This is a genomic window from Bacillus sp. B1(2022) (assembly GCF_040259625.1).
Lineage (GTDB): Bacteria > Bacillota > Bacilli > Bacillales > Bacillaceae > Bacillus > Bacillus velezensis.
The window spans coordinates 94,865-111,779 of record NZ_JANIFO010000004.1 but is presented as its reverse complement, the minus strand read 5'-3'; the positions used below and the strand labels follow the sequence as shown (position 1 = coordinate 111,779).

The window sequence follows — 16,915 nt, the reverse complement described above, 5'->3', positions numbered from 1 at the left end:
AAATTAAAAAAAGAATTAAAGAAATAAAGCCTTATCACTTTTTTTTCGCGTTCAGCCTTGTTAGAATATGCGTTATGTTTTTAAAAAAAAGTAAGGTTTCGCCCGCTTTAAGCGGGCTTTTATAACCCTTGTTTTAAGGAGGTATTTACGAATGGAACACACATCAGTCGCATCTTTAGTCGTCGTTCTGATCGTCGCTTTTTTGACGCCGCTCCTTTTACATCGGTTTAAGCTCAGCATCCCCGTCGTCGTCGCGGAGATCATCATGGGGCTTATTATCGGAAAAAGCGGCCTGAATCTTGTCGTTCAGGGAGACACGTGGCTGGAGACGCTGTCTGTTCTCGGCTTTATCTTTTTAATGTTTTTAAGCGGCTTGGAAATTGATTTTTCTTCATTTGAGAAAGGGAAGAAAAAACAATTCCTTCCGAATGGCAAGGAAGCGCCCAACACGTTTTCTGCCGCACTGATTATCTTTTTCGGCATCTTTATTTTATCATTGCTGCTGTCCTATGCCTTTGTATTAGCCGGTTTTATTCAAAACGCATTTTTAATGACGCTTATTATTTCGACGATATCACTCGGTGTGGTGGTCCCGACTTTAAAGGAAGAACGGATCATGAACTCCAATATCGGCCAGATCATCCTGCTTGTCGCCGTTATCGCGGACTTGGCTACGATGATTCTGCTCGCTTTCTTCTCTTCTCTTTACGGAGAAGACAGCGGAAATATGTGGCTTCTGTTGATTCTCTTTGCCGCGGGGGTCGTGCTGTATTTCTTCGGCAGGATCTTTAAACACCGTTCATTTGTGCAGTCGATGTCCAAAGGCACCGTGCAGATCGGCACGAGAGCCATTTTCACACTGATTATCGTGCTTGTCGCTTTATCGGAATCTCTCGGGGCGGAAAATATTCTCGGCGCGTTTTTGGCAGGCGTTCTGGTATCGCTTCTGTCTCCGAATAAAGAAATGGTGGAACAGCTGGATTCCTTCGGCTACGGGTTTTTAATTCCGATCTTTTTTGTCATGGTCGGGGTGAAATTGGACATTTGGACGCTTTTCCAAGATCCGAAAACATTAACGATGATTCCGCTGCTTCTGCTTGCGCTGTTTATCAGCAAAATGTTTCCGGTGTTTTATTTAAAGAAATGGTATGACAAAAGAACCGTGTTTGCTTCGGGCTTTTTGCTGACGTCCACGCTGTCGCTTGTTATCGCGGCGGCTACGATCGGAGAAAGGCTCCACATTATCAGCGCCAATATGTCCGGCGCGTTGACTTTAGTTGCGGTTATTGCCAGCATCATCACGCCGATCGGCTTTAAGAAATTATACAAACGGCAAAGTGCGCCGCAGGAAAAAAAGCGCATTACATTTATCGGCGCCAACCAAATGACACTTCCGGTTACGCTGGAATTGCCCGATGAGGAATATGAAGTACGGGTCGTCCATGTGTATCAGGAAAATGCCGGGGAAACGCTTGCGGAATCCGTTTTTTCGGTTGACACGATTTCTGATTACGAGCCCGGCACGCTTGAGTCGCACGGTATTTTCAAAACGGATATTCTTGTCGTGGCGACGGGAAATGAAGATGTGAACGCCGAAATCGCCTTAATAGCGAAAGAGAAAGGGACTGAGCGTATCATCGCAAGCGTCGGCTCGGTTGAGCATGAAACAAAACTGAAAGAAGAGGGCATCAGTATTTTTTCTATCCTTCTGTCTACAAAGACGCTCTTGCGCGCATTAATTGAGGCGCCGGGCGTGATGAGCCTCCTGACGAATGAGGAGTCTTCGTTATATCAGATCAATCTGGAAAACCCGGCGTATAACGGCATCATTCTGCGGGAATTTTCGCTGATGGGCGATGTGATTTTCGTCCGGATTTTCAGAGGTGTGGACAGCATCGTTCCGCACGGAGACACGCGGCTGAAAACAGGAGACCGTCTCATCGTCACGGGCTCGCGCAACTACGTGTCGGAACTGAGAAAAATCCTTGAAGCTTGACCAAATTGCAATTCGTGATAATATAGAAGGCATAACAAATAAATCATTAATCGTATGACCACTAGGGGTGTCCTTCATAAGGGCTGAGATAAAAGTGAGACTTTTAGACCCTCATAACTTGAACAGGTTCAGACCTGCGTAGGGAAGTGGAGCGGTATTTTTTTGGGGTTCCTTTTATCCATTTAAATTCCAAACCACTTTTCCGATGCGGGAAAGTGGTTTTTTTATTTTATCAGGGGGGAAGACATGATGACATTTTCTGAAGAATGCAGACAGGCGGCTGCCGAATGGTGGGACGGAAGTTTTGTTCATCCGTTTGTAACGGGAATCGGTGACGGAAGCCTGCCGATAGACCGTTTCAGCTATTACGTGCTGCAAGATTCCTACTATTTGACGCATTTTGCAAAAGTTCAGGCGTTCGGCGCCGCATATGCCGAAGACTTGTTTACGACGGGCAGGATGGCGGGCCACGCTCAAGGGACATATGAAGCGGAAATGGCGCTGCACCGCGAGTTTACGGAGCTTTTAGGGATTACGGAAGAAGAGCGTGCGGCATTTAAACCGGCACCGACCGCCTATTCTTATACGTCTCATATGTACAGATCGGTGATGAGCGGCAATTTTGGAGAAATATTAGCTGCGCTTCTGCCCTGTTATTGGCTTTATTATGAAGTCGGCGAACACTTAAAGGAGTGCAAACCGGAGCATCCGATTTATGAAAAATGGATCGGTACATACGGCGGAGACTGGTTCAGACAGCAAGTCGAAGAACAGATCAGCCGTTTTGACGAGATTGCTGAAAACAGCACAGAGGACATCCGCGCGAAAATGAAAGAGAATTTTGTGATTTCAAGCTATTATGAATATCAATTTTGGGGAATGGCCTATCAAAAAGAAGGCTGGTCCGAGAAGGGCGGAAAAGAGGTGGAATCTTTTGGAGCTGCACGCGGTAACTGATAATCGCAAATCCGTTGCCGAGCTGGCCGAAGATATTCTTTCGATTCAGCGCGAAGTAAGCTTTATCCATATCCGTGAGCGGGATAAAACAGCGGGAGAAATCATGCAGCTTTTGACCCTTTTGAAAAAGGGCGGTGCGGATAAGGACAAATTGATCATCAATGACAGGGCGGATATCGCGCTTTTTGCCAATATACACCGTGTTCAGCTTCCGTCCCGCAGCTTTTCCGTAAAGCAGGTGCGAAGCAGATTTCCCCATCTTCATATCGGACGTTCGGTTCATTCGCTGAAAGAAGCCATCCAAGCTGAAAAGGAAGATGCGGATTATGTGGTGTTCGGCCATGTATTTGAAACCGAATGTAAACAAGGACTTGAAGCAAGAGGCATCAGCCTGCTTTCAGAGATCAAACGCACGCTTTCCATCCCCGTCATCGCAATCGGCGGAATGACACTGCAGACGATCGGACACACAAAGCAGGCGAAACCGGACGGAATTGCCGTCATGTCAGGTATATTCTCAGCTGAAAATCCTGAGGAGGCGGCAAAACGGTATGCACGCGCGGTAAGGGAGGCCGATTATGAAGAAGCACTATGATACGGCGGTGATCGGCGGCGGAATTATCGGATGCGCCATTTCTTATGAGCTGTCGAAGACGCAGCAGAACGTTGTCTTGCTTGAAGCCGGAGAAGTCGGCCGAAAAACGACAAGCGCTGCCGCGGGAATGCTGGGCGCTCATGCGGAATGTGAAAACCGGGATGCGTTTTTTGATTTTGCCATGTACAGTCAAAGGCTGTATGAAGCGGCGGGGCAAGAGCTTGAGGAAGCTTGCGGCATTGACATCAGGCGCCATAACGGCGGAATGCTTAAACTGGCGTATACCGAAGAAGATATCGCCCGTCTACGGAAGATGGATGATCTGCCTTCCGTCACCTGGCTTTCAGCCGAAGACGCCCTTGAAAAAGAGCCTTACGTTTCAAAAGACATTCTCGGCGCAAGTTTTATAAAAGACGATGTCCATGTCGAACCGTATTATGTCTGCAAAGCGTATGCAAAAGGAGCGCGGCGCTATGGCGCTGACATATATGAGCATAAACAAGTCACCTCCGTAAAACGGGTGAACGGAGAATATTGCATCACAACATCCGGCGGGGATGTCTATGCTGACAAAGTCGCAGTTGCAAGCGGTGTATGGAGCGGCCGGTTTTTCAGCCAGCTCGGCTTGGGACAGCCTTTTTTTCCTGTGAAAGGAGAATGCCTTTCCGTGTGGAATGACGATATCCCGCTGATCAAAACCCTTTACCATGATCATTGTTATGTCGTCCCGAGAAAAAGCGGCCGGCTTGTCATCGGCGCCACGATGAAACAGGGCGACTGGAGCGATACGCCTGACATCGGAGGAATTGAGGCCGTCATTGCAAAAGCGAAAACCATGCTTCCCGCCATCGAACATATGAAAATAGACCGGTTTTGGGCGGGTCTCAGGCCGGGAACAAGAGACGGAAAGCCGTTTATCGGGCGGCATCCTGAAGACAGCGGCATCATCTTCGCTGCCGGCCATTTTCGGAACGGCATCCTGTTGGCGCCGGCAACGGCTGAAATGGTGCGGGATATGATCCTGGAAAGACAGATTAAGCAGGAATGGGAAGAAGCGTTTCGAATTGATCGCAAGGAGGCTGTTCATATATGATCCTTCAGCTGAACGGAAAACAAATTGATTGGAATCGAAATGAGGGGACGGTTCAGGATTTGCTTGAATCGTACCAGCTTGATCAAAGAATCGTAGTTGTGGAGAGAAATAAAGAAATCATTGAAAAAAAGAATTATGAAAATACGAGTTTGTGTGACCGCGATGTCATAGAAATTGTCCATTTTGTAGGAGGCGGATGAGGATGTTAACAATAGGCGGAAAACAGTTTCAGTCAAGATTGCTGTTAGGAACGGGAAAATATCCGAGTTTTGAGATTCAGAAAGAGGCGGTGGCTGTCTCGGAATCAGATATTTTAACCTTTGCGGTAAGGCGGATGAACATCTTTGAAGAGTCTCAGCCTAACTTTCTTGAACAGCTTGATTTGTCTAAATACACGCTTCTGCCGAATACGGCCGGCGCCGCAACGGCTGAAGAGGCGGTCAGAATCGCAAGGCTTGCCAAAGCTTCAGGGCTTTGTGACATGATAAAAGTAGAAGTCATCGGATGCAGCCGGTCACTTTTGCCTGATCCGGTTGAAACGCTGAAAGCATCAGAACAGCTGCTCAAAGAGGGGTTTATCGTGCTTCCGTATACGTCAGACGATGTCGTGCTCGCAAGACGTCTTGAGGAGCTCGGAGTGCATGCCATTATGCCGGGCGCTTCGCCGATCGGTTCCGGTCAGGGAATTTTAAATCCGCTGAATCTATCCTTTATCATTGAACAGGCGAAGGTGCCGGTCATTGTCGATGCCGGCGTCGGATCTTCAAAAGACGCCGCCTACGCGATGGAGCTCGGGGCTGACGGCGTGCTGTTAAATACCGCTGTGTCAGGCGCTGATGATCCGGTCAAGATGGCCCGGGCGATGAAGCTTGCCGTAGAAGCGGGCCGCCTTTCTTATGAAGCGGGGAGAATTCCGGTGAAAGATTACGGAACTGCAAGCAGTCCGCGAGACGGTCTTCCGGTATGACGGACAGATATTCCAGACAGGAGCTGTTTCAGCCGATCGGTCCCTCCGGCCAAGAGAAGCTCCGGTCGTCTCATGCCGTGATTATCGGCGCGGGTGCGCTTGGGACGGCAAGTGCGGAGATGCTTGTCAGAGCAGGGGTCGGGAAGGTAACGATCGCTGACAGAGATTATGTGGAGTGGAGTAATCTCCAGCGCCAGCAGCTTTATACCGAAGACGATGTCAGACAGGAAATGCCGAAAGCCGCGGCGGCTGAAAAACGGCTTCGATCTATAAATAGTGATGTAGAGGTCGAGGGATTTGTCATGGATGTCACTGCGGAAAACGCACCCGGATTGATTCGTGGCGCCTCCCTCATCGTGGATGCCGCTGACAACTTTGAAACGAGGCTGATTGTGAATGATGCGGCTGTACAGAAAGGGATTCCCTTTCTGTACGGCGCCTGTGTCGGCAGCTACGGGCTCTCTTTTACCGTCATTCCCGGTGTCACGCCGTGCCTTCACTGTCTGCTTGAGACATTGCCTTTAGGCGGTATGACATGCGATACGGCGGGAATCATCAGCCCGGCTGTATTGCAGACGGCCGTTTTTCAGGCAGCAGATGCGCTGAAGCTGTTAACGGGCGGATCTATCGAGCATGTTCTCCGTTCCTTTGATTTATGGAAAAATGAACGGTCAGAAATAAACGTCGCCCGTCTTAAGTCGGCTGATTGCCCAAGCTGCGGCACGAACGATTATCCGTTTTTATCCTATGAAAATCAGACAAAAGCGGCGGTTCTGTGCGGGCGGAACACGGTGCAGATCAGAGCGGGGATCTCTGAACAGTTTGATCTGCAAAAACTTGCGGGACAGCTCAGACGGACAGGGCTTGATGTTTCAGCCAACCCGTATTTAATTTCGTTTTGCAAAGACAATTTCAAGATGGTACTGTTTCGTGACGGCAGAGCATTAATACACGGCACAAGTGATATCAGCAGAGCGAAATCCTTTTATCATAAATGGATCGGATAATGCGAAAGGAGAGAAAAACATCATGAGCATATGCAAAGCATTGACGATTGCCGGATCAGATTCAGGAGGCGGCGCCGGTATACAGGCGGATCTCAAAACCTTTCAGGAGCTCGGCGTTTTCGGGATGTCAGCCATTACAGCGATAACCGCCCAGAACACTTTGGGCGTTCACGGCATTTATCCGCTCACCCGGGAAGCGCTGGGCAGCCAGATTGACGCGGTGGCGGAAGATTTGAGGCCTGACGCTGTAAAAACGGGAATGCTGTGGAGCGCAGAAATGATTGCGGAAATTGCGGAAAAAACGGATCAGTACGGGCTTGATCATCTCATCACGGACCCCGTCATGATTGCCAAAGGAGGCGCTTCCCTGCTGCGTGAGGAATCTCAGGCCGCGTTAAAAGAGCTGTTAATTCCGCGCAGCTATGCGGTGACGCCGAATGTTCCGGAAGCTGAGGTATTGACGGGAATGGAAATCCGCACGTTTGAGGACCGGAAAAAAGCGGCCGAACGCCTTTGCAAGCTTGGTGCAAAGCATGTCATCATAAAAGGCGGACACCAGCCTGAACAGGGGAGGATCGTTGATTTATTATTTGACGGTTCGTCTTTTACCCAAATCAGCCACGCTTATATTGACACCAAACACACCCACGGAACAGGCTGCACGTTCGCAGCCGCGCTGACGGCGGAAACGGCAAAGGGGAAAAACATTCAGACCGCGTTTGAGACAGCCGTCAATTTTGTGCGGGAAGCCGTGGAACATACGCTTGGCATTGGAGAGGGACACGGCCCGACCAATCATTTTGCCTTTAAAAGGAACAGTCTGCAGACGAGATAAAAAAGAGACCGCTTCAACATCCGCGGTCTTTTTCCCATGCTTTCAATCTGGACAAGGTTATGATATGATAAAAATTAAGATCAGGTACTAAAACTATGTCTTTAAGACGATTACAGGAGGCTTTATACATATGAATTTCTCACTTGAAGGCCGCAACATCGTTGTGATGGGCGTTGCCAATAAACGCAGTATCGCATGGGGAATCGCCCGTTCGCTGCATGAAGCCGGAGCGCGCCTCATTTTCACTTACGCGGGAGAGCGCTTGGAAAAATCAGTTCATGACCTTGCGGCTACATTAGAAAGAAATGATTCCATCATCCTTCCGTGTGATGTGACAAATGACGCTGAGATCGAAGCTTGCTTTGCGAGCATTAAAGAGCAGGTCGGCGTGATTCACGGCATCGCGCACTGCATCGCGTTCGCAAACAAAGAAGAGCTTGTCGGCGAATATTTAAATACGAACCGCGAAGGATTCCTGCTTGCGCATAACATCAGTTCTTACTCTCTGACAGCGGTCGCAAAAGCGGCGCGTCCGATTATGACTGAAGGCGGAAGCATCGTTACACTCACTTACCTCGGCGGAGAGCGCGTCGTTTCAAACTATAACGTAATGGGTGTGGCAAAAGCGTCTCTTGATGCGAGCGTAAGATATTTAGCCGCTGACCTAGGAAAAGAAAACATCCGCGTCAACAGCATTTCAGCAGGACCGATCCGTACGCTGTCTGCAAAAGGAATCAGTGATTTCAACTCCATCCTGAAAGAAATTGAAGAGCGCGCGCCGCTGCGCCGCACGACAACACCTGAAGAAGTGGGCGACACGGCTGCATTCTTGTTCAGTGACCTGTCAAGAGGCATCACGGGCGAAAATCTTCACGTTGATTCAGGATTCCATATTACCGCACGTTAAATAACAAGCAGTCCCTTTCAGGGATTGCTTTTTTCTTTCTTCTGATTTTAATCATTCCGTCATATAAATAAAACATGACAGAATCGGAGGGATGAAGATGTCAAAACAAAACAGAAACGCGGAAAAAAAACCGCTCATGTATATTGTTCAGGCGGATTATTCAGACACGCAATCATCAATGCAGGACATATTAATCAAAAAAAGGAAAGCGCCTCAGCCGCCGGAAGAAGAGCCGATGCATGGAAAGCGGGAGGAAGAATGTCAAACTCAGCCTGAAGGAGCAGTGGCTGTCGAACCAGAAAAGCAAGTACCTGAACAGCACAGCCGCGCAGAAGAAGCCGTTCAAGAAGTTCCGGCGCAAGCAGAGCAGGACACTGCCAAGCCTGACGCCGCTAAAAAAGAGTCTGATGCCGCTGAAAAAGAGCCTGAAGCGGTTCACAATGCCGCCCCAGAGGAAAAGGTTCCGCCAAAGCGCGTGAAAAAGCCGATGAGCAGAATGTCCATTCTTGAAAAAATTGATTTCTTAACGAAGCTGCCGCATAATATGCCGCGGACCCTTTGTCTGATAGAAGCCAACGGGAAAACCTACAGAGGCGTAATCGTCGGCAGAAAAAATAATGCGATCTTCCTGCGGACGACAAGCAACGGAGCGCCGGCAGAACTCGCAATAGACGATATTACCTCGCTGCATCCGCTTGGATTTTAACCATACAAAAAGCTGCCTGAATTCTTAATCCGGCAGCTTATTTTTATGCTTTTTGATTTAAGAATGTGTGCGGTTGATCAGTCTCGGGTTCAGGCAATTGATGGCGCAGAAGCTATGGAGATCGACTTCAACGCAATAGTTCGTTTTTTCTAAACGGAATACATCGCAGAGAGAGTCTTTATCTGTAAAATCAAGAATGTGCTTATGCTCGTCAAAAGCAATAAGCAGGCTTAATGTGGCACAGCCGTCACAGACCCTTTCAACTCTGAAAAAAACGGTGTTAAAACACGGACCGTTATCCAGCTCGCCGACATTTCCGAATGCGGTAAACGGTGATGATTTAGAAGTGAAAAGCACAAACGGCACTGTATCGCCTAATGAAAAACCCGGCGATAAAAGGTTGGAAAAGCATCCGGCTGGGCAATCTTCCTCGACCGCATTTTGCAGGTCTTCAATATTTTCTACCGCTTCACGCACACAGTATGTTGTATGCTTGCTCATAATATCCCTCCTGACTTCACGTTTTATATACCGGATTAAACGATATCGGAGAGTCAGCCGCCCGGAAATCCGGGCGGGCTGATGATTGCATCTGTAATAGAAGGTTGGAAGGGGATTCTTCTTTAGGAAAGATGCGAATCAATGACTATCCGTGATGCTTTTTCTCTTTGTGCGGCTCAGGCCGGTCAACAAGCTCCGGTGAAAGGCATTGAATGGCGCTGAAGCAGCTCAGATCAACTTCAATGCAAAAATCTGTTTTTTCTAAACCGAAGAAATCCGGGTCACAAGGATGGCAGACGCTGAGGGTGTCGCCGTGCACATCTACGGGGCGCAATACTGAAAGCGTTGCGCAGCAATCACAAACTCTTTCTGCCCGGAAGAAAATAGACTCGAAGCACTGGCTGTCATCCGCAAAGCCTCCGACGTTCCCGAATGTGGAGAACAAACCGCCTTTTTTATCAAACAAGAGAAACGGGATGGTATCTTTACCGGTAACCGTCGGGCTTAACAGATTGGTATAGCATCCAGTCGGGCATTGTTCTTCAACAGCCTCTTGTTCTGCTAAAATCTTCTCGACTGCATCGCATACACAACTTTCATCTCGGCCATGGTGTTTTCCGCAGCTCATGGATTTCAGCTCCTTCTTTTAGGGTATTTGACTTTTGTCTTTAACAACATATGTACGCGAGCCTCACTTGGTGTGGGTGAACGTCTATATATTCATCATATGCGGAGAAAATAAGAAAAAGCAGAGCATTTTTAGCTCTGCTTTTTCTTTTTAGAGGACAAGGGTGATGACTAAGACAGCAATCAGTAAATTTGTCGCTGTTGAGATCAAAACTGCGATATCGGCATCTACTGTTGTCACGTTTACGCCGCGGGAGTTTTCGATGAGCAGTTTTTGACGGTTGATTTGTTTGTTAGCTGTTAGCTGCAATAAGTCTTGTGCGACCAATTCAGCGATGACTCCGTCAGCAATTGAAGTGAGAGTGGCCGTTACGACTGCTGCATTAATCGCTGTCATGACTGAAGCGACTGCTTGAACGTCTGTTGACGTCACGTTAATATCACAAGAGTCTCTGATAATAATCGCTTCTTCAGAAACTTGTTTGTTGATATTCGCTTGAGCAAGGTCTTGGTCAAGGAAGGCATTATCTTCGCCAAATCCATGTCCGTTACAGCAAACATTACATCTTCTGCCTTCTTTTTCTTCTTTTTCTTCTCGCGGATGTTCGCATTCAGGATCAAGTGCAACCCAAGAGTATGGTCTGCTTTCCATATCTATTCCTCCTTTTCTTTTACTATTATTAAATGAGCCGGCCCCTTACTTTGACTCAGGCATCTATCCTGATAAAAATCACTATTTTTTAGTTATTGACCGGGATTTTGGCGTCTTTGCCGGAGCTGTTCGATTAATTGTTCTCTGCGGGTTTGCGGATTGGTCTGCTGATCTTGCGCTTTTTCCTGCTCTTTTTTCTGTTTCTGGCTTTCAAGAAAAGCTTCTGTTTTTGCCTGCATGTCTTTGACTAATGCGATCAGCATTTCTTTTTCTTCATCAGGAATTTCCCGCATTTTATCTTTTGTCACGCCGTGTTTTTTGAAGACATTGCTGACAAGCACCTTTAAAAGCGGATCCACTTCTGGTAGATTTTCGAGTTCTTTTTTTAATTTTTCGTTATCTGCCATTTATTCTCACCTCTATTTAAATATTTGAAAAGAAAGGTTAAAGGATGTCTAGTTCAGCAAAAAGTATATTTAATAATTGAAACAAAATTTGTACAAAGGCCATAATATCGTCTGCAGTCAGTGTGATTTTAATATTGCGGCTGTTCAGGACTTGAATGACGGTCCTCTTTTTTATTTGGCAATCATCCAGGATCAGCAGTTCGGTTGCTATTTGGTCGGCTGTGTCTTCATCTGCGATCGCGAGCTGTGTCGCGAGGATAATCGCCGTAGTAACTGAGGCTTGTATAGAAAGAGCGGCCGTTATATGTGTTGTATCTATTGTGACATTTTCGCAATCAATCACTTCGATCGTCTGCTCGAATTCGTTGGATAATTGTTCGTATATTTGCGGTTGCAGTGTTTCGACTTTTTCTTCAAACGACATAACCTTCACTCCTTTCTCATTCATACTTTATATAATGCAAATGAAACGCCGAGCGGAATAAGAAAAACAACTAAACCGCACCTATTTTTTTACCGGACAAGGTGCGATTCATGAAGATCAGGGTTTTCGCATATGTATAAAGAGGTCAAGTTTTGAAAAGGAGTGAACAGGTGGTTATCAATTGGCTTTCATTTATTCTGTTATCGTTTGCCGTTTTCCGGCTGGCCAGGCTTTTCGTATTTGACACCATTATGGCGCCGCTTCGGAGCCTTTTTCACGAGGAAAAAACAGAAACCGCACCCGACGGCACGACAGAAACCTACATTGTCATAAAAGGAAAAGGCATCAGGGCATTTATCGGTGAACTTCTCAGCTGCTACTGGTGTACGGGCGTGTGGTGCGCCGCCTTTTTAATTGCGGTCCAGATTGTGGTACCCGAGGCTGCGCAATGGCTGATTTTGCTGTTAGCCATAGCCGGCGCGGCCGGGATCATTGAAGCTGCGGTTTCTCGTCTTCTGCAGGAATAAGGCGGTTCCACCAGCAACTTACCGTCACCTTCGGCATAAACTGGCATATATGACATAAGGAAAGGAAGGATCACCATGAGTCAATCAAGCAAACCTTCCCAACATTCTCCATACAAATCAACTGTGCATCAGCCTTACGAAAAAAAAATCAAGAAAAAAGGCTGCGGCTGCGGCCAAAAGAAAAAACCGAAATAGCCTTTTTCTAAAAAACCGGAACTTCCGGTTTTTTTGTTTTTTGCCGAACGCCGGCCTCTGTTCGGCATAGATCATAGGAGGAGGGGATGTTATGAATATATTTGAATCATTCATAAACGGTAAATACCGCCGGCACAATCAAAACCAGCGGGAGCATGACAAATATATCTTATCTATTGAAAAACAGCTGTCTGAGTTTGATGAAGCGGGATCGCGCTTTGAGGAATGGATAGATGTGTTTGCCGCCGAAACAGAAGCAAAACTGAAGAAAAATGAGCATTCTCACTAAAATGAATGAAATCCGCACCGGCCCTATGCATTTATCCAAGCCAAACAAGTCGGCTCACATAGAGTATAGAGAGTAAAGGAGGTGCTTAGATATGGGATTCGGATATGGCGGATTCGGCGGCGGCTACGGCGGTTATGGCGGCTGCGGCGGATACGGAGGCGGCTATGTCGGAGGCGGATACGGCTCAACATTTGTTCTTGTTGTCGTATTGTTCATCCTTCTGATCATTGTCGGTGCATCCTTTTTTGGCTAAACCTTAGCAAGACCTTGGATAAGCGCGGGACCGTTCAGTCCCGTGCTTCCCTGATGTATGAAGGAGTATAGAGACGGGGCACTCGGAATTTTTTCCTTGTCTTACGGGCACATGTTCCGCTCTTTATTCATACAATATCGTATTACTCCACAAAAGGAGGCACACCATGGATAATCAATTTTTCAAAAATATTGAGAAGAAAACAGGCGTCAGCATGAAGGATGTCATGAACCTTGCAGGATCATTGCAAAATGCCAATTTCAAAGATGAAAACACGGTGAGAGGCGTCATTCAGAAGGTGTCCCAGCTGGCTAACAAGCGTGTTCCGAAAGAATTGGAAGACAAAATCGTTCAATCTATTACAAGCGGTAAAGAGAAACTTGATTTTGGCACCATTTCTAAAATGCTGAACAATAAATAGGCGTCAGCCGGCCTTGCTAAAAAGGCCTTTTTATGTGAGAAGAACCCGGCAGTGATCTGCCGGGTTCTTTATATCCTGAGTGCGCTCCGTCTGTCCGTCCGAAGAAGGGGCTCGAGAAATCTTGAGCTGCGCGCTGTTTTTCCCCGCCTGTACGCGGGACAAGATACATATAAATGCTGCATGGCCCTTGTCATTGCGACATACAGAAGCCGTCTTTCTTCTTCGAGCGGAGCGGGATCGCCCTGTCTCGCCGTCTCAAGCGCGAAGTCATGGGGGATCGAGCCGTCAGCCGCGCCTAAAATATAGACCGTATTGAATTCAAGACCTTTAGAGCGGTGAATGGTCAGCAGTTCGACGCCGTTTTCATCGGTTTTCAGATTCTCAGCGGCGCGCATATGATCGACATGCGCAAGAAAATCGGGAATGGTTTTGAATTTTTTGGCGGCCACTTTGACATCCCTGAGATCATCAGAGCCTTTTTCCAGTTTGTTTCCCTCATTGCCCCGTTTTTTTAAATACTCGGAAAAACCCATTTTGCTTTCTGCAAAGGTGATGGCTTCAACCGGCTTCATTGTCCGGATGCTTGCGAAAAACGGAACGATCTGCTTGATCTTCCCTATTTGAAAAGGCTTCAGGTCAGGCAGTTTCGTCAGTGCCTTAATCATCGTGCAATCTTCCGTAATTGACAGCGCCTTTAACGTTTGCAGGGCGGATTGCTTTAAAAATAAGGCGGGCAGCAGGTCTTTCACCGCATCCGGATCATCTTCATTCTGACTCGCATATAAGTAGGCGAGGATCTGGCGTACGATTCTGCGGCTGTAGAACGTCTGCACGCCCCTGTCGGCATGGTAAGGAATCGATGATTGATGCAGTCTTTCATAAATGGCCCGTCCGGCGCTGTTTGTCCGGTAAAGTACGGCAAAATCGTCAGGACTCGCCCCGTTTTGAATCTTCTCTTTCATATCCGAAACGATCATGGTCGCTTCTTCTTCTTCATCGTAAGGATAAAACATCACGGGATTGTGAACGCCGTCTTTGACGGCAGAAAGTGTTTTTTCATACCGTTTTTTATTTTTCTTTACGACGGCATGAGCGCTTGAGACGATCGGATGAGGCGATCGGTAATTTGCCGTTAAGTAAATGGTCTTTGCTGCCGGGTAATCTTTCTGAAAATCTAAAATGAAAGACGGGCTGCTGCCGCGGAACGCATAAATGGATTGGTCGTCATCACCCACGCAGCACAGGTTATTCTCAGGGCTTGCGATCATTTGCATAATGTTGTACTGGACAGGATTGATATCTTGAAACTCATCAATCAAAATATGAGAAAATCTGTTTTGGTACTGCGCGAGAATATCAGGCCGGCTTTGAAACAGTTCATAACAGCCTTGGGCCATGTCATCAAAATCAAATTGCCGTTTTTCCCGCTTCTGCCGTTCGTAATGTTCGTAAAGCCTGTACACTTTTTTCTCCCAGTCGTCCGCAAGCGGAATGGTCTCATGGGGGAGATACGTGTTTTTCCAGCAGCCGATAAGCTGAAGCGCCTGGTCGACGGGAAACTCTTTTTCATCCAAATTTTCTTCATAGAGCGCCTTTTTCACATATTGCTCTTTTTGCCACTCCATTTTTAAAAGCTGGCTGCCGTTCCATTTTGAAGAATCATAATGACAGAGTATTTTATAGAAAAAACTGTGGAATGTTCCGGTCACGAGACGGGAGACTTTTCCGGCTGCCAGACCGTACTCATTCGCCATCCGCTCTTTCATTTCGGCGACGGCTTTTGTCGTAAAGGTCACAAGCAGCATATTTTCAGGTGAAATGCCGAGGTGTTCAATCATATGGGCGGCGCGTGCTGTCAGCACCCTTGTTTTTCCGCTTCCCGCTCCGGCAAGCACTAATAAAGGCCCGTCCGTTTCAGTAACTGCCTTCATCTGTTCGCGGTTCAGGCCGATGCCGGGGAACAAAGATGTATCAGCCGCCTCGGATGTTGGTGAAAACGGTTCGGCCGCAGGCACTTTTTTCGGGCTTTTCCATTCTGAGACGATCGGTTTCGGATTCTCTGAAATCGCTTTTCCTTTCGGCAGGCGGAACATGCCGGCTTCCTTATACTCTTCTTTTTCTTTCTCCGCTTGTGGTTCCTCGGCCGCGCATGCTTTTTCACAGGCGGTGAAGTCTCCCTTTTGCCGGTGATAAAATGCCGGCTGCTCTAAAATCGAAAGCCGCATCAAGACGGGCTGCTCACAATGTGCGCAAAAAATATTTCCTTTCTGAGCTTCTTCAAAAAGGAATTGGTAATGTTCTCTAGAATATGTATGTAAATGTATCGTTCGGTTATTCAGTCGGGCGCATTTCAAAAAGGGGTCCTCCCATTAAAAGGTGTTCATCCATTTGATAGACAGAGAATATCATAACAAAAGAACAGCGTTTCAAAAAGTAAGATTAAGGGAAATGAAAAGCGAAGGGGAGGGGTACATATGATTTATGCAGGACGGATTCAAAACCAGCAGTATTCTCAATACGCAAACCGGGCAGCGGGTTATAAGTCTGATTATGCCGGCATTACGAAAGCGGCCGCCCTTGCCAATGACAGGGTGTACAGAGAGGTGGAGCGCCGCCAGGAAAACACCGCAGCCGCAGAAAAGAAAGTACATGAGGAAAAACGTAAGCGCTCTCTTTCCCGTCTGCCGCAAATCATGGGAAAAGGCCGGTTGATAAATCAATACGTGTGAAAAAGCCCGGATATATCCGGGCTTTTTTGAGTCGTATATATGAAAGATGCGGAAAGGAATGATTCAATTTGAGAAAGCTTTCATTATTAATTGCGGGGTTATTTCTATTCGGCCTCTTTACTGCCGGAATGAAACCGGCACACGCGGCGGAGAGCTCCGCAGCAAAAGATGTCACTCTCACACAGCTGGCGCCGCATGTTTGGATGCATACAAGCACCGGTACGGCAGACGGAAATCCCGTCCCTGCGAACGGATTGCTTCTTGAGACTTCCAAAGGAATCGTACTGATTGATACTCCGTGGAATGACAGTCTCACAGAGCAATTAATGACACAAATAAAAAAGCGGTTTCCCGGCAAAAGGATGACCGATGCCATTGTGACACACGCCCATGATGATCGTATCGGCGGTCTGAATACCCTGTACAAATACGGTGTAAAGGTGCACAGCACGAAACTGACCGCCGACTTCGCCCGAGAGCAGGGATATGACCGGCCGCTCGGAGATTTGAAAAACGTGACAAAGCTGCAGTTTGGCGATATGAAAATTGAAACGTTTTATCCGGGAAAAGGGCATACGGAAGACAATATTACCGTCTGGCTGCCTGAGGATAAGCTCTTATTCGGCGGTTGCTTAATCAAAGCTTTAGAAACAAAGGAAATCGTGCCTACTCCGGGCTTTTATCCGGATCAGTGGCCGCACGCGGTCCGCAAAGTCATGAAAAGATATCAGGACATCAGCATTGTCGTTCCGGGCCATGGCAGTCCGGGGGATGACCGTCTGCTACCGCATACGATAAACCTTCTGAAAGAAACGTAATAAAGAAGA

At 47.4% G+C, this 16,915-nt stretch carries 22 protein-coding genes and 1 riboswitch; of the genes, 16 read left to right on the top strand and 6 right to left on the bottom strand.

The annotated features are described in order from the left end of the window. Positions 1-151: 151 nt before the first annotated feature. From NQS30_RS09075 to NQS30_RS09030, 10 genes are all read left to right on the top strand, one after another. The gene (locus NQS30_RS09075) at positions 152-1,996 is read left to right on the top strand and encodes a monovalent cation:proton antiporter family protein (RefSeq protein ID WP_218791562.1); all 1,845 of its coding nucleotides are present in this window, start codon (positions 152-154) and stop codon (positions 1,994-1,996) included. Between the two features lie 53 nt (positions 1,997-2,049). After that, a riboswitch (TPP riboswitch) is annotated at positions 2,050-2,158 on the top strand. An 87-nt stretch (positions 2,159-2,245) separates the two neighbouring features. Then, complete coding sequence (gene tenA / locus NQS30_RS09070) at positions 2,246-2,953, top strand: thiaminase II (protein ID WP_015417218.1); 708 nt, start codon at positions 2,246-2,248, stop codon at positions 2,951-2,953. Further along, positions 2,931-3,548 carry a thiazole tautomerase TenI gene (tenI, locus tag NQS30_RS09065; protein WP_015239576.1) on the top strand — a complete coding sequence of 206 codons (618 nt, stop codon included), beginning with the start codon at positions 2,931-2,933 and terminating at the stop codon, positions 3,546-3,548. Before tenA ends, tenI begins: the two co-directional genes overlap by 23 nt. Then, a complete protein-coding gene (gene thiO / locus NQS30_RS09060) occupies positions 3,532-4,641 on the top strand; it encodes a glycine oxidase ThiO (protein ID WP_032866144.1) in 1,110 nt (369 codons plus the stop codon). Before tenI ends, thiO begins: the two co-directional genes overlap by 17 nt. Further along, entirely contained in the window at positions 4,638-4,841 is a 204-nt protein-coding gene (gene thiS / locus NQS30_RS09055) for a sulfur carrier protein ThiS (protein ID WP_007409096.1), read from the top strand. Before thiO ends, thiS begins: the two co-directional genes overlap by 4 nt. Then, positions 4,838-5,608: a thiazole synthase gene (thiG, locus tag NQS30_RS09050; RefSeq protein WP_094031644.1), complete on the top strand. Its 771-nt coding sequence runs from the start codon at positions 4,838-4,840 to the stop codon at positions 5,606-5,608. Before thiS ends, thiG begins: the two co-directional genes overlap by 4 nt. After that, on the top strand, positions 5,605-6,615 hold the full coding sequence (gene thiF, locus NQS30_RS09045; protein ID WP_012117298.1) for a thiazole biosynthesis adenylyltransferase ThiF: 1,011 nt from the start codon (positions 5,605-5,607) through the stop codon (positions 6,613-6,615). The genes thiG and thiF overlap by 4 nt, the downstream gene beginning before the upstream one ends. A 22-nt stretch (positions 6,616-6,637) precedes the next feature. Further along, complete coding sequence (gene thiD, locus NQS30_RS09040) at positions 6,638-7,450, top strand: bifunctional hydroxymethylpyrimidine kinase/phosphomethylpyrimidine kinase (protein WP_069006904.1); 813 nt, start codon at positions 6,638-6,640, stop codon at positions 7,448-7,450. 130 nt (positions 7,451-7,580) lie between these two features. Further along, positions 7,581-8,357, top strand: a complete 777-nt coding sequence (fabI, locus tag NQS30_RS09035; protein ID WP_012117300.1) for an enoyl-ACP reductase FabI — start codon at positions 7,581-7,583, stop codon at positions 8,355-8,357. A 97-nt stretch (positions 8,358-8,454) separates the two neighbouring features. Then, the gene (locus tag NQS30_RS09030) at positions 8,455-9,063 is read left to right on the top strand and encodes a CotO family spore coat protein (RefSeq protein WP_015239581.1); all 609 of its coding nucleotides are present in this window, start codon (positions 8,455-8,457) and stop codon (positions 9,061-9,063) included. A gap of 57 nt (positions 9,064-9,120) precedes the next feature. Here the strand turns inward: NQS30_RS09030 and cotZ are convergent, their stop codons facing one another. The 5 genes from cotZ to NQS30_RS09005 form a co-directional block, all read right to left on the bottom strand. Continuing rightward, positions 9,121-9,564 (bottom strand): spore coat protein CotZ, encoded by a 444-nt coding sequence (cotZ, locus tag NQS30_RS09025; protein ID WP_015239582.1) that lies wholly within the window; start codon positions 9,562-9,564, stop codon positions 9,121-9,123. 145 nt (positions 9,565-9,709) lie between these two features. Then, positions 9,710-10,192, bottom strand: a complete 483-nt coding sequence (locus tag NQS30_RS09020) for a CotY/CotZ family spore coat protein (RefSeq protein WP_003154995.1) — start codon at positions 10,190-10,192, stop codon at positions 9,710-9,712. Between the two features lie 150 nt (positions 10,193-10,342). Beyond that, a complete protein-coding gene (locus tag NQS30_RS09015) occupies positions 10,343-10,843 on the bottom strand; it encodes a spore coat protein (RefSeq protein WP_015239583.1) in 501 nt (166 codons plus the stop codon). Between the two features lie 92 nt (positions 10,844-10,935). Beyond that, positions 10,936-11,250 carry a hypothetical protein gene (locus NQS30_RS09010; protein ID WP_015239584.1) on the bottom strand — a complete coding sequence of 105 codons (315 nt, stop codon included), beginning with the start codon at positions 11,248-11,250 and terminating at the stop codon, positions 10,936-10,938. A gap of 37 nt (positions 11,251-11,287) precedes the next feature. Continuing rightward, positions 11,288-11,674: a spore coat protein gene (locus NQS30_RS09005; protein ID WP_003154992.1), complete on the bottom strand. Its 387-nt coding sequence runs from the start codon at positions 11,672-11,674 to the stop codon at positions 11,288-11,290. Between the two features lie 170 nt (positions 11,675-11,844). Here NQS30_RS09005 and NQS30_RS09000 point away from each other — a divergent pair, with 170 nt between their 5' ends. The 4 genes from NQS30_RS09000 to spoVIF all read left to right on the top strand — a co-directional run bounded on the left by NQS30_RS09000 (position 11,845) and on the right by spoVIF (position 13,359). Further along, positions 11,845-12,201: a DUF1360 domain-containing protein gene (locus NQS30_RS09000; protein ID WP_015239585.1), complete on the top strand. Its 357-nt coding sequence runs from the start codon at positions 11,845-11,847 to the stop codon at positions 12,199-12,201. A 286-nt stretch (positions 12,202-12,487) separates the two neighbouring features. After that, on the top strand, positions 12,488-12,685 hold the full coding sequence (locus NQS30_RS08995) for a hypothetical protein (RefSeq protein WP_012117306.1): 198 nt from the start codon (positions 12,488-12,490) through the stop codon (positions 12,683-12,685). Positions 12,686-12,776: 91 nt separating this feature from the next. Further along, positions 12,777-12,938 carry a YjcZ family sporulation protein gene (locus tag NQS30_RS08990; protein WP_007610678.1) on the top strand — a complete coding sequence of 54 codons (162 nt, stop codon included), beginning with the start codon at positions 12,777-12,779 and terminating at the stop codon, positions 12,936-12,938. Positions 12,939-13,104: 166 nt separating this feature from the next. After that, complete coding sequence (gene spoVIF / locus NQS30_RS08985) at positions 13,105-13,359, top strand: sporulation-specific transcription regulator SpoVIF (protein WP_003154986.1); 255 nt, start codon at positions 13,105-13,107, stop codon at positions 13,357-13,359. Positions 13,360-13,427: 68 nt separating this feature from the next. Here the strand turns inward: spoVIF and NQS30_RS08980 are convergent, their stop codons facing one another. Then, on the bottom strand, positions 13,428-15,713 hold the full coding sequence (locus NQS30_RS08980; RefSeq protein WP_032866141.1) for an ATP-dependent helicase: 2,286 nt from the start codon (positions 15,711-15,713) through the stop codon (positions 13,428-13,430). Positions 15,714-15,833: 120 nt separating this feature from the next. On the opposite strand from NQS30_RS08980, the gene NQS30_RS08975 reads away from it, so the two are divergent. Further along, positions 15,834-16,088, top strand: coding sequence for a hypothetical protein (locus NQS30_RS08975; RefSeq protein WP_007409082.1), 255 nt, complete (start codon positions 15,834-15,836; stop codon positions 16,086-16,088). A 68-nt stretch (positions 16,089-16,156) separates the two neighbouring features. Then, positions 16,157-16,906, top strand: coding sequence for a subclass B1 metallo-beta-lactamase (gene bla / locus NQS30_RS08970; RefSeq protein WP_218791563.1), 750 nt, complete (start codon positions 16,157-16,159; stop codon positions 16,904-16,906). Positions 16,907-16,915 lie beyond the last annotated feature (9 nt).